This is a genomic window from Prochlorococcus marinus str. SB, assembly GCF_000760115.1.
GTDB lineage: Bacteria > Cyanobacteriota > Cyanobacteriia > PCC-6307 > Cyanobiaceae > Prochlorococcus_A > Prochlorococcus_A marinus_D.
In genome coordinates, this window is record NZ_JNAS01000002.1 from 237,699 (window position 1) to 250,205 (window position 12,507).

The following is a 12,507-nucleotide window of genomic DNA, read 5'->3' on the forward strand; positions in this document are numbered from 1 at the left end:
AAATTGAGAGATTTACTTAAAAAACCTATATGGAAAAATTTAGAGTTGGGATATGCAATTCCTGATAGTATTCATGCCGTTTCTGTAGCATTACCAACTTGGAATGATGTAATAAATTACGAGGAAAAAGATCAAGAATGCATGAATTTATTGAAGTCCATTTACCCACGATTCGGGCTAAACCCCATAGTGAAAAGATTATGCGAAAAAGTAAAAAAGCAAAATTACTACAACAATAAAAGTATCTGGCCATATCCGAATGAAAGAATAGCTTTTAAAGCTAAACAATACATTGATAGAAATACTTCTGAACAATTCTCCTTAGTAGAAAAAAAAGATAATTTAGCTTTCTTAATAACTGAAAAAGAAGGAAGTATTTATGCAAAATATTTTTGGCAACATACTGGTCTTGGTCTATCTTCAAGAGCTGCCGCTATAGAGCTAGGTCTTGAAGATTGCCCTCCAAAATCTTACGTAAATGAATGTTCTCAACGAATAAAAAATAGAATTTCTAAATCTACAAAAATTAACTCTAATGATATTCACTTAACTTCATCTGGAATGTCTGCATTGCATACATCATTAGAAATCATATATAAATTATTTCCTGCTAAACCAACACTCCAAGTTGGGTTTCCATATGTAGATGTACTTAAATTACCAATGAAAATCTTTCATGGAGCAAAGTTAATTACAGAAGAAAATTGCGCGGATATTGAATTAGAAATCAAAAGAATAGATCCATCAGCATTAATTATTGAACTTCCAAGTAATCCAATGCTCAAATGCGTAAACATTAAAAAAATTTCAAAAATTGCAAAAAAGCTAAATATTCCGTTAATTGTTGACGATACAATTGGTTCGAATTTAAATATAAATTCTCTGGAACATGCAGATATAGCTTTTACTTCACTTACAAAAATTTTTTCAGGTAGTGGCGATATTCTTGCCGGATCATTAATACTAAATCCAAAAAGCAAATGGATTGATCAGTTTAGAAATGTATTAAACGAGATTAATCTTCCAATACTTTCCGATGGAGATATAGTTTATCTAGAGAAGGTTAGTAGAGATGTAAATGAAAGAGTTTTTGAACAAAATAAAGCATGTTTAGAATTAAAAAAAAGATTAGAGACCCATAGCGAGATTAAAAATATTTTCCATCCTGAAAATTGTCCAAATTATAATTCTTTACTTACTTCTGATGGAGGATACGGTTGCTTATTATCATTTGAATTAAATGGAGGATTAAACAAAGCTAAGAAATTTTATGATTCTCTACAAGTATCTAAAGGACCTAGTTTAGGTACAAAATTTACTCTAGTTTGTCCTTATGTTTTACTAGCTCATTATGACGAGTTGGATTGGGCTGAAAGTTTTGGTATACCTACGCACCTTATTAGAGTATCAGTTGGATTAGAAGACCAAGATCAATTATGGAAAACCTTTTCTGAAGCATTAAATAATTTCTAAATTCCTAGTATTTACCGTATAGAAACTTATATACTCTTTTTCTAAATAATAGTTAGTATTAAAATATATTTTCTCAATATATAAATGGCAAAAATTTATGAGGACAACAGTTTTGCTATTGGAAACACTCCATTAGTAAAATTAAAATCAGTTACTAAAAACGCGAAAGCTACAGTACTTGCAAAAATTGAAGGTAGAAACCCTGCTTATAGTGTCAAATGTAGGATTGGCGCAAACATGATCTGGGATGCAGAGAAAAGTGGGAAGCTTACAAAAGATAAAACTATTGTTGAGCCAACTTCTGGAAATACAGGAATCGCCCTAGCTTTTACTGCTTCAGCAAGAGGTTATAAACTCATCCTTACAATGCCAGAATCCATGTCAATTGAAAGAAGAAGGGTTATGGCAGTATTGGGTGCAGAAATTGTTTTAACAGAAGCATCTAAAGGTATGCCTGGAGCAATAGCTAAGGCTAAAGAAATTGCAGAGAGTAATCCTTCTCAATATTTCATGCCAGGTCAATTTGATAATCCAGCAAACCCTGAAATTCATTTCAAAACTACTGGACCAGAAATCTGGGATGATTGCGATGGTGAAATTGATGTCCTAGTTGCAGGGGTTGGAACTGGCGGAACAATTACAGGAGTTTCAAGATACATTAAGCAAGAGAAGGGCAAGAATATTACTTCTGTAGCTGTAGAACCATCACACAGTCCTGTTATTACACAGACAATGAATGGAGAAGAGGTTAAATCTGGACCTCATAAAATTCAAGGAATTGGAGCAGGATTTATTCCTAAGAACCTTGATTTATCAATTGTTGATAAGGTTGAACAAGTAACAAATGATGAGTCAATCGAGATGGCTCTTAGATTAGCAAAAGAAGAAGGTCTATTAGTAGGAATATCTTGTGGGGCTGCTGCTGCTGCTGCTGTTAGATTAGCTGAACAAGATGAATATGCAGGGAAGACAATCGTAGTTGTTCTACCTGATTTAGCAGAGAGGTATTTATCATCAATTATGTTTACTGAAGTTCCAAGCGGAATCATTCAAGAACCAGTCAAAGCCTAAATCTATTTTTTCTCCAGTAGTGAATCTGGTGAAATATACATCGCATCGCCATAAGAGAAGAATCTAAATTTTTCTTTTATGGCTTTTTTATATAGATCTAATAATCTTTCTCTACCAATCATTGCACTTACTAAAAGTAATAATGAACTTTTAGGGAGATGAAAATTAGTTAATAATCCATCAACTACCTTAAATTTATAACCTGGCTTAATTACTAAATCTACGTATTTAGCTATGGGAGTAAAGTCACTAATTTCGTGAGAATAACAACTTTCAAGAGCTCTTACGCTAGTTGTACCAATAGCAATTATTTTTCTATCTGTTTTCTTTATTCTTTTTATTTCCTCCACTACTTCCTTATTAACACTTACCCATTCTTTGTGAAGTTTTAAGTTACTTAAATCTTCTTGATCAATTGGTTTGAATGTTCCATAACCCACGTGCAAAGTTATCGGTAAGATTATTACGCCTTTTTTTTTTAGATTGGAAATAAGACTTTTGCTTAAGTGTAAACCAGCTGTTGGTGCAGCAACTGCCCCCGGATTTGTTGCATACTCAGTTTGATAACTTTTCTCATGAAAAGATTCTTCTTCGGAATTTTTTATATAAGGAGGAAGAGGGATTTCCCCGTATTTATCAAGAAGTTCATTCATTGAATTGAGACAAGTTATATTTTCCGGAAATTTAATAAATCTCCCTCCAGTTTCTTCATCAACTCCATCAACAATCAAATTAATATCTTGTGCTAATGGAGATTTTAATTTTAATTTTCTATTTATTTTTAACTTTTTTGCTGGCTTTGCCAAACATAACCAAACACATTCATGGGATCTTTCTAAAACTAATAATTCGACTAATGTCTTATTTTCTAATTCAACCTTTAACCTAGCTTTCATAACTTTGGTATTATTTACAATTACAAGATCCCCTTCTCTAAATTCATCTAAAAGATTCTTAGTAAATTTATTAGTTAAACAGTCTTCTTCTAAAAAACTATTTCTAACTATCATCAATCTTGATTCATGCCTAATTGCAGAAGGTTTACTAGCAATTAATGAAGGATCAAGTAAATAGTCATAAGCTTCAAGCTTAAAATCTCTTTCTTCATTATTAATTTGAGAAATCAATTAAATTTAGGATACAAGAGTCTCTGGCACATCTTCAATTAGGGAAGCCAAGTCTTTTAAGAATGAAGCTCCATCAGCTCCATAGATCACTCTATGATCAGCTGTTAGATTTACTTGCATTATTTTTTTAACAGATATTGAACCATCACTATTAGCAACAACGGTTGGTTTCGATGATGCTATGGCTAAAATAGCACCGGTACCTGGAGGAAGAATTGCGTCAAATCTATCAACTCCAAACATCCCAAGGTTAGATAAAGTGAAGGTTCCCGTTGAGTATTCATCAGGTTCTAATTGTTTTGATCTTGATCTTTTTACGAGATCTTTCCATTCCCTAGACAATTCAAATAAATCAGTATTGCATGGTTCTTTTAAAACTGGAGTTATTAGTCCACCATCTTCCATCGCAACAGCAACAGCAATATTTATATTTTCTGGATAAGAAATTCCATTCTCTGAAAAACTTGAGTTAACTTGAGGATGTTTCTTTAGTGTCTTTGCAACTGCCTTTACTAGTAAAGCAGTCATAGTAACTCCGTTCTGTTTTACTTTTTTGTAGAAATTATCTAATTTATCTGTGTTAATGGAATAACCCACCCTAAAACATGGCACATCTAAACTAGATTCCATATTTTTATTTACCGCTTTTTGAAGAGTATTAAATTGAACTGTTTCTCCGGGATTACCAAAACTATTTCCTGAAGTTTCTGGTTTACTTTCAACTCCCAAATTTGCACCAGGTATACTTGCAGGAGAACCACCTTCACCTATCCATGGTATAGAGACTGGTTGGCCATTAGCTTTTAAAATATCATCGGCTTGAATCCTTCCGTGAGGTCCGGATCCATGAACCTTTGCTAAATCAACGCCCATTTGAGAGGCAAGTTTTTTAGCTCTTGGAGATGCAATCACCCTCGAAGAAACATTAATCGTAGCAGCATTTATTTGATCACTATTAAAAGATGAGGCTGCCTTTTCACTCATTAATACGACTTCTTTTTCTTGTTTTTCAACAATTTCACTTTGAACCACAGGTTTTTCTTCAGTTTTATTGCTTACCAATTCAAGTTGATCCGAACTAGAAACTTCGGGTTGTATTCCTTTATTTTGTTCTTGAACAGAAGCTATCTCGTCCTCATTTTCTACAATAAGACCGATAGTCTCTCCTACTGGTGCAGTGCTGCCAGCAGGCATTAAAACAGCCGCAAGATATCCATCTTGAAAAGATTCAACATCCATATCTGCCTTGTCAGATTCAACAACCAAGACAGATTCACCTCTTTCAACTTTATCTCCTGGATTTTTCAACCATTCCACAATCTTGCCCTCTGTCATAGTAGAACTCAAGGCAGGCATGAATATTTCGTGAGACATAAGAAAATTGTTATTGCATAAGTTTCAAGGGATTTCTACCAAACTTCCTAAAGTTTTTATGGTTAAGAACCCTTTAACCTCTTATTTTAATTATACGAAATCATGTTCACAGTGGGAACTCTTAAAACTTAAGAAAGTAATAATTTAGATCGATTAGAATTTAAAACTTTTCGAAATTAAGATTTACTTATATTTATCAAAAATACTAAATCTTCTCTTTAATTATTATCTATAGATTGAATAACTCCATCCTTAACCGTAATCGATACTTGCATTTTTTCAATAAGATTGTCTCCCACAGTGACATCACAGAAACTATCCACTTGCCCTTGATCAACAATTTCGTCCATTTTTAATTCGCGAACTTGACTCTGTTGTTGAAGAAGATTTCTTTTTTGTTCTTCAATTTCATTTCGTTTTGCTGCGACTTGTTGTTGCACCTGACTAACCTGTTCTTGGACTCTTGGATCTAGGGGATTAACCGATTGGGATCTAATATTATTTACTATTTGCTGCCCCTCTTGCTCCAGTTGCGATAATTGCTGATCAATGTTTGAAATTGCTTTACTTAATTCTTTTTCAGCATCTTCCTTCCAAGTTGGAGTAACTACAGCTTTAATAGCTATTGAGCGCTTTATAGATATTGAGTTTTTTGTTTCCATAAAAAATTAAATTTCCTTTTCAATATAGATAGAACAAATCAAATTTTCTTACTAAATTTGTTTTCATACATATTTTCTATTTGTAATGAATACTTTTTTTCTATTTCTTTTCTTTTTTGTTTAAGAGTTTGTGTTAATAACCCATTTTCTAGAGTAAAGGCATCAACAAAATAACAATCTAATATTTGTTCTTCTGATCTTGCTCCTAATCGACTTTTAAGCAAATTATTAATTTGTGATTTGAAAAATGTACCAATTTTCTTATTCAGGTTTAATTTTGAAAGGTCTTCTTCCAAAAACTTGCTTTTAACCATTTCGACATTAGGAACTACGAGAGCTGTTAAACATTTCTTATCTTGTCCTACTAATTGAATCTGATTAATAAATTCTGAACTAAGAATTTCAGTCTCTAGGGGATTCGGTTCTATATTTTCACCACTTGATAGCACTATTGTATCCTTGGCTCTTCCGGTTATAAAGAGAGAACCATTTGGTATTAGAAAACCTAAATCACCAGTATCAAACCAACCATCCTTGGATAAAACATCATTTGTAGCTATTTCATTATTAAGATAACCTTTCATTACTTGCGGCCCCCTAACAAGAATTTTTCCGACTTCTCTGAACTTAAGAATCTTTTTTTTATCATCATTCACTATTTTGATTTCAGTAAATGAAAGAGGCTGCCCAGATGATCCTCTAACATTTAATTCTCTTCTCCTACAAGTTAATACTGGACTAGTTTCTGTGAGTCCATATCCCACCAAAACATCTACACCTAAAGATTCAAAAAAAAGATCTACATGTTCTGGCAATGCACCTCCACCATTAATAGGAAATTTCAGTTTTTCTCCGCATAGTTGTCTAAGAATATTCGGCCATAAAAAAATAGTTGACAATTTATGTAAAGGGTATCGGCTAATAACAGAACCCAGTAAGGGGATTTTTGATTTAAAAGTTATTTGATTTATATCTATATTTCTTATCTTTCTAAGACTTCTTTTAAAAACCGAACTATTACTTATCAAAAACTTAATAAGTTTTTGCTTTTTGGAAGGCATTTTTTTCAAAGCCTGAAAAAAACCATCATGTATTGCTTCCCATAGTCTCGGTACAGTAGCCATGACAACAGGTTTTATTTGTGTAATATCATCTTTAAGAAATTTTGGAATTGTATAGTATTGAGAACAACCGCATGAAAAAAAGAAGTATTCAGCACTTCTCTCATAAGAATGCCAGATAGGCAAAACGCTTAATACAGAGGTCCCTGGTTCTGGATCAGCGATATAGGCTAAATTGATTATTTGATGTAAAAAATTTGCATGAGTCAAAGGCACACCTTTGGGTTTTCCGGTCGTCCCAGAAGTGTAAAGAATAGTAGCGACGTCATCAATTTCTGGATTAAATTTTTCAAGATTATTATTTTGTGAATTTTCTTTTTCTACTGAACTTATGAATGTACTCCAACTTATTAAACTTTCAAATTGTTCATCTTCTAAATTGATTATAAATTTCAGTCTTTTTTTTAATTCTTCTTTGTTGTTTAACTTTAGCCAAATTTCCTTAGATTGAACTATTAGTCCTACTGAATTAGAGTGCCCAATAATATAGTCTAATTCTACTGAAGGAGAATTAATACCTCGCACTGCATTTATAGCTCCTAAACGCATTAAGCCTTGATCTACTGCTAGCCATCTTGGAGAATTTTCAGATATTACAGTAACTACATCCCCCTTTTTTAAACCATAATTTTCAAAAGAAGAAGAGACTGTTTTTATTAAATCAGCCAGCTCAGAATAAGAAAATTTTTCTTTGTATTTCCCTCTTAAATCGCAAACAGCTAAAGTATCACCACATTTAAATTTTAATTTTTCCCAAATTTGATCTATATGATCAAGGTTCTTAATAAAATCTCTATTTTTGGCAAATGTATTTTTTTTAGAAAGAGGTTTGGCTGCAGGCCAATACGCTAAATCACCCATATTAAATTGATTTTGAAATTTTAATTTCTATTTTGATATAAAATCAAAATTAAATTCTTCCTCGATGGTTTTTTTAACAATTCTCTTGACTTCTTGAATATTTAAATTTTTGTTGTAATCAATCATATTTGCCATAAGACAATTTTCTATTCCGCAAGGAACAATCTTATTAAAGTTTTCTAATTCGCAGTCAATATTGATTGAAAATCCATTTATAGTAATCCATCTTTTACACCCAATCCCAATTGATGCGATTTTCTTATTTCCTATCCAAACACCAGTAAACCCTTCTCTAGAGTGACAATCTATATTAAAAGCTCCAAGGATTTTTATAATAATTTCTTCAATTTTTCTTAAGTACCAATTTAAATCTTTATTAAAATTTTTCAAATCTAAAACCAAATACGTTACTAATTGTCCTGGCATATGACAAGTTACCTCACCACCTCTATCAATCTTAAAAACATCATATTTAGCATCATTTAGAGAAAATAATAAGTTATCGTAATTAGATCCTCTCCCCAATGTATAACAGAGTTGATGCTCCCCTATCCAAATAAAATCAGGGTTAGAATTATCTAAAATCAATGCCTCCTGATATTCTTTTTGTAATTTATAAACATCATTAAAAGAAGAAATATTATCAGGTTGTTTAATTATTGCTGTTCTATTATCCATATTTAAGTAGATTTAGAAAGTAAGTAAATATTTTTAGATTTGTTATGAAAATTTTAATCCATGGAAAGAATCTTGAGCTCACTGGAGCATTAAAAGAATATACTGAGGCAAAGATAGAAAAAGCAACACATCACTATAAGGATATCGTTAAAGAAGCTGACATACACCTTTCAATTGAAAAGAATCCAAGAGTCTCGTTCCAAACTGCAGAAGTTACTATTTTTGCAAATGGTACCGTAATTAGAGCTGAAGAAAAAACTGAAAATCTATACTCAAGCATTGATTTAGTTTCAAATAAACTTTGTAGAAAATTACGCAAATACAAAGAAAGAAACAATAAAACAATTCATAATAAACAATTTAAAAATAAAGATTCTTTACCAATTGAAAGTATGGAATCAAATTTTTTAGATAAAGCTTTTTTTAAAGAAGGAACTGAAGCAAGTCTGCCTGAGCCATCTATAAAAAATAAATACTTTGAAATGACTCCAATTTCATCAGGCGAAGCTAGAAAACAATTAGATCTAATTGATCATGATTTTTATGTTTTTCGAAACAAGAAAAATAATGAACTTCAAGTTATATATAAAAGGAATCATGGAGGTTATGGATTGATTCAATCTAAATAAGTTTTAAATGCCCAATATTGAATATGAATTAAACGAGAAAATTCATGCGATTATTATTAACCCCTATTTATCATGGGAAGATTTCAGTGTGAATTGCGATTTAATAAGAAAATACAATATCAAAAATATTTCTACTTCACTAAATTATTTAACTGATCTTAAAAACTGTTTAGGTAATTACAGTGCGGATATAAACGCACTTATTTCTTACCCTTTAGCAGATTTACCAGTTTCATTTATTGAAGAATTAGTTTGTTTTGCAAAAGATAAGGGTGCAAAAGGAATTGAATATATCCCAAACTTTATCAATTTATCCAAAAGAAATTTAGAAACTTTCGCTGCTGAAATTGAGCAAGTTAAATTATCTGGATTACCAGTTTCAATAATCATAAATAAATCAAAACTACAAGAAGAAGTTTTTATTAATGCGATAGAAATATGTTTGGAATTAGGAATAAAAAATTTTCAATTCGGGGACGGGTTTGGATCTCCTCTTACATCTAATGATGTCCCCGAAATACTAAAAATAACAGGCTCTCAAAATCAAATAAAAGTTGTAGGTGGTATAAAAAAACTGACACAAGTTATTGATTTGTTTGATAATGGAATTAGTTGCGTTGGAACTTCTAATTTTTGTGAGATTTTCCAAGAAGTAAATTTTTAAATGTCTGGTTCTGGTGAGTGCAGACTAGAGGGTCTCTGTATTAAAGCTTCTCCATTAGGCGAGAATGACAGATTAATAACTATTCTTACTGATGAGCAGGGGATTGTTCGATTAGCGGTACCTGGTGCTAGACGGCCTAAAAGTAGTCTTGCCGCAGCTACTCCATTAACATATTTAAGTCTGCAAATTTTTGGGAAAAGAAATCTTAAATCTGTACGTCAAATTAAAATATTAAAAAGCTATTCTGGTATAGGGAAAAATATTGAATGTCTTGCAGCCGCGCAAGCAATAACTGAATTAACTTTTTTATTAGTAGGTAATAATGATAAGCAACAAAACTATTTAACTTGTGTACTCGCACATCTAGATAGGATTTATTTGTATGAAGAATCTAAAGAAGAAGATATTAAAATGCTCTCAATGAGTATTCAATCTTTAATCCATCTATTAGCCATTGGAGGTATAAATTTACCAATTCATCATTGCTGTAAAACTGGAGAACCTATTATTCCGCCTTTAGGAAATTGGGCATGGAGTTGTTATTATTTGCCAAGTGAAGGGTTTTCGTCAATTGAAGATCCTCAAAGTAATCTAAAAATAAATGCATCTGAAGTTGCTCTATTACAGAGACTTCTTTTCCCAGAATTACCAATAAAATCTAATGGAGAGTTGTTGGGTCCCAAAAAAGTCTGGCTTAAAATATTATTCATTATTGAGACATGGATCTCTACTCAATTAGAGAAGGAGCTATCCTCACTAAAAATGTTGAGAGAAATATATAGTTAGCATTTTCATGAAGCATTAAAAAATTTAAAAAATATGATCATGGCGCCTTTGCCTGTTAACTTAATTAATAGTTAATTTAATTAATGTGGTTCATATTGCCTGGTTGGGGAAAAAATCCCCTTTTTGTGGAAATGTAACTTACGGTAATTCAACTACTCATGAATTAAAGGCCAGAGGGCATAAAATTAGTTTTATTCATTTCGACAATCCCTCTAGTTCAAATTCATCAAACCCATTATTTCTTGCAAATGATCCTGATGTAAGTCTCCCATATTTAATTAAATCTCAAGTTTATACAATACCCTCGCCAAGGGCAGAAAAAGAGCTAAGGCTATCATTGGGAAGATTAAAACCTGACATAGTACATGCAAGCCTAACTTTATCTCCTTTAGACTTTAGACTTCCAGAGCTTTGTAATGAAATTAATGTTCCTCTAATAGGAACATTTCATCCACCATTTGATGCAAAAAATAGAAATCTAACTGCGAGCACTCAACAATTAACATATCAACTTTATGCTCCCTCTTTAGCAAAGTTCGATAAAATAATTATTTTTTCTGAACCTCAAAAAAATGTTCTTGAGAAATTAGGAGTCCCTAAAGAAAAACAAATAATTATTCCAAACGGTGTTGATGAGAATGTTTGGAGACCTTTTTACAAAAAAAGTAAAAAATATAATCAAGTTAAAAACAAACTTGGAAATGAAAGAATCTTTTTATACATGGGAAGGATTGCAAATGAAAAAAATATAGAGGCACTTTTACGTTCTTGGCGCCAAACAAGAACTCAAAATTGCAAATTAGTTATTGTTGGGGATGGACCAATGAAGCCAACACTTGAAAATAGTTTTTCTAACCTTGGTAATGAGAAATTAATTTGGTGGGGTGCCGAATTAGATTTAGAAACTAGGATAGCAATAATGCAAATAGCAGAAGTATTTTTCTTGCCAAGCTTAGTAGAAGGTTTATCATTATCACTTTTAGAGGCAATGTCGGCTGGTACTGCTTGTGTAGCTACAGATGCCGGAGCGGATGGTGAAGTTTTAGATAACGGAGCAGGAATAGTAATTTCAACTGATAATGTGGCTGCACAATTAAAAACTATAATCCCAATTCTTGTAGAACACCCTGCATTTACAAAAGATCTTGGAGAAAAAGCTAGAGAACGTGTACTTGAGAGATACACAATTACTAAAAATATAAATTCACTTGAAAAAGTTTATATGAACTTAAAAGATAATTGAAAACACTAACCAAACTCTTTACTTCGATTACTAGCTGAAACTATTGATTCAATTAATGCTGACCTTACACTCTTTTTTTCTAAAACCCTTAAAGCAGAGATAGTTGTTCCACCTGGAGAGGTTACTAAATTTTTAAGCTCAGAAGTAGTAAGTTTATTTTCCTTTATTAAACAAATAGTCCCTAAAATCATTTCCATAACAAGTTCCTCTGAAATTTTTTTTGGTAATCCCCCGCTTAATCCTCCATCACTTAATGCTTCTATGATCAAAGCAATAATTGCAGGGCCTGATGAAGTTAAAGCTAAAAATATATCAAGGTAATCTTCAGTAAATTCATAAATTTTACTAGTATTTTCAAATAATTTTTTTGTGAATTGTTTCTGATCTTCTGTAATTTCTTCTCCCCAAGAAACCCCTGTTAAACCTTTTCCAATAGTTATTGGAATATTTGTAACCACCCTCACACATTTATGATTAGGAAACTTTTGAGCAAGTCTATTTATTGAAACTCCGGCAAGAATAGAAACTATTAAATTGTCCTTATTTTTTATATGATGGGCCTCACTTATGTCATTTAATTGTTGGGGTTTTATCGAAAGAAGTTTATATTTACAATCCCAAATTATTTTTGACTCTTTTGAACCTGATTTATAAACGTTTATATTATGTTTATAATTTTTTTTTATATTTTCTAAACTTTTTTCTGATTTTACTACACAAAAAACTTTCTCTGGCTGAATTAATTTGTTATCTAATAGAGGGGTAACTATAGCACGTGCAATATTTCCAAAACCAATAATCGCAATTTTATCTGTCAC

At 31.7% G+C, this 12,507-nt stretch carries 12 protein-coding genes; 6 read left to right on the forward strand and 6 right to left on the reverse strand.

The annotated features are described in order from the left end of the window. The first annotated feature begins 3 nt into the window (after window positions 1-3). Together EV02_RS04940 and cysK are read left to right on the forward strand one after the other, a co-directional pair. A complete protein-coding gene (locus EV02_RS04940; protein ID WP_032519522.1) occupies window positions 4-1,473 on the forward strand; it encodes a PLP-dependent transferase in 1,470 nt (489 codons plus the stop codon). Window positions 1,474-1,557: 84 nt separating this feature from the next. Further along, window positions 1,558-2,544 carry a cysteine synthase A gene (gene cysK, locus EV02_RS04935; RefSeq protein ID WP_002805805.1) on the forward strand — a complete coding sequence of 329 codons (987 nt, stop codon included), beginning with the start codon at window positions 1,558-1,560 and terminating at the stop codon, window positions 2,542-2,544. Between the two features lie 2 nt (window positions 2,545-2,546). Here cysK and queA read toward each other — a convergent pair whose 3' ends face one another. From queA to lipB, 5 genes are all read right to left on the reverse strand, one after another. Then, the gene (gene queA, locus EV02_RS04930; RefSeq protein ID WP_032519524.1) at window positions 2,547-3,671 is read right to left on the reverse strand and encodes a tRNA preQ1(34) S-adenosylmethionine ribosyltransferase-isomerase QueA; all 1,125 of its coding nucleotides are present in this window, start codon (window positions 3,669-3,671) and stop codon (window positions 2,547-2,549) included. 6 nt (window positions 3,672-3,677) lie between these two features. Then, window positions 3,678-5,045, reverse strand: coding sequence for a dihydrolipoamide acetyltransferase family protein (locus EV02_RS04925; RefSeq protein WP_032519525.1), 1,368 nt, complete (start codon window positions 5,043-5,045; stop codon window positions 3,678-3,680). A gap of 218 nt (window positions 5,046-5,263) precedes the next feature. Continuing rightward, on the reverse strand, window positions 5,264-5,707 hold the full coding sequence (locus tag EV02_RS04920; RefSeq protein ID WP_025880659.1) for a YlqD family protein: 444 nt from the start codon (window positions 5,705-5,707) through the stop codon (window positions 5,264-5,266). Window positions 5,708-5,745: 38 nt separating this feature from the next. Then, complete coding sequence (locus EV02_RS04915) at window positions 5,746-7,689, reverse strand: AMP-binding protein (protein ID WP_032519526.1); 1,944 nt, start codon at window positions 7,687-7,689, stop codon at window positions 5,746-5,748. Between the two features lie 27 nt (window positions 7,690-7,716). Continuing rightward, window positions 7,717-8,367, reverse strand: coding sequence for a lipoyl(octanoyl) transferase LipB (gene lipB, locus EV02_RS04910; RefSeq protein ID WP_032519527.1), 651 nt, complete (start codon window positions 8,365-8,367; stop codon window positions 7,717-7,719). Window positions 8,368-8,411: 44 nt separating this feature from the next. Here lipB and hpf point away from each other — a divergent pair, with 44 nt between their 5' ends. The 4 genes from hpf (at window position 8,412) to EV02_RS04890 (ending at window position 11,689) form a co-directional block, all read left to right on the forward strand. After that, window positions 8,412-8,996 carry a ribosome hibernation-promoting factor, HPF/YfiA family gene (hpf, locus tag EV02_RS04905; RefSeq protein WP_032519528.1) on the forward strand — a complete coding sequence of 195 codons (585 nt, stop codon included), beginning with the start codon at window positions 8,412-8,414 and terminating at the stop codon, window positions 8,994-8,996. A gap of 7 nt (window positions 8,997-9,003) precedes the next feature. Next, on the forward strand, window positions 9,004-9,660 hold the full coding sequence (locus EV02_RS04900; protein ID WP_032519529.1) for a deoxyribose-phosphate aldolase: 657 nt from the start codon (window positions 9,004-9,006) through the stop codon (window positions 9,658-9,660). After that, window positions 9,661-10,446: a DNA repair protein RecO gene (gene recO, locus EV02_RS04895; RefSeq protein WP_032519530.1), complete on the forward strand. Its 786-nt coding sequence runs from the start codon at window positions 9,661-9,663 to the stop codon at window positions 10,444-10,446. 85 nt (window positions 10,447-10,531) lie between these two features. Beyond that, window positions 10,532-11,689 (forward strand): glycosyltransferase family 4 protein, encoded by a 1,158-nt coding sequence (locus EV02_RS04890; protein WP_032519531.1) that lies wholly within the window; start codon window positions 10,532-10,534, stop codon window positions 11,687-11,689. Between the two features lie 5 nt (window positions 11,690-11,694). On the opposite strand, the gene proC is transcribed toward EV02_RS04890, so the two are convergent. Next, window positions 11,695-12,507: a pyrroline-5-carboxylate reductase gene (proC, locus tag EV02_RS04885; protein ID WP_032520451.1), complete on the reverse strand. Its 813-nt coding sequence runs from the start codon at window positions 12,505-12,507 to the stop codon at window positions 11,695-11,697.

What these genes read in the sequence shown, in the direction of transcription:
- lipB (WP_032519527.1), bottom strand. Translation starts at nt 8,367, where the DNA reads ATGGATAATAGAACAGCAATAATTAAACAACCTGATAATATTTCTTCT.
- hpf (WP_032519528.1), top strand. Translation starts at nt 8,412, where the DNA reads ATGAAAATTTTAATCCATGGAAAGAATCTTGAGCTCACTGGAGCATTA.
- EV02_RS04915 (WP_032519526.1), bottom strand. Translation starts at nt 7,689, where the DNA reads ATGGGTGATTTAGCGTATTGGCCTGCAGCCAAACCTCTTTCTAAAAAA.
- EV02_RS04900 (WP_032519529.1), top strand. Translation starts at nt 9,004, where the DNA reads ATGCCCAATATTGAATATGAATTAAACGAGAAAATTCATGCGATTATT.
- recO (WP_032519530.1), top strand. Translation starts at nt 9,661, where the DNA reads ATGTCTGGTTCTGGTGAGTGCAGACTAGAGGGTCTCTGTATTAAAGCT.
- cysK (WP_002805805.1), top strand. Translation starts at nt 1,558, where the DNA reads ATGGCAAAAATTTATGAGGACAACAGTTTTGCTATTGGAAACACTCCA.
- EV02_RS04925 (WP_032519525.1), bottom strand. Translation starts at nt 5,045, where the DNA reads ATGTCTCACGAAATATTCATGCCTGCCTTGAGTTCTACTATGACAGAG.
- EV02_RS04920 (WP_025880659.1), bottom strand. Translation starts at nt 5,707, where the DNA reads ATGGAAACAAAAAACTCAATATCTATAAAGCGCTCAATAGCTATTAAA.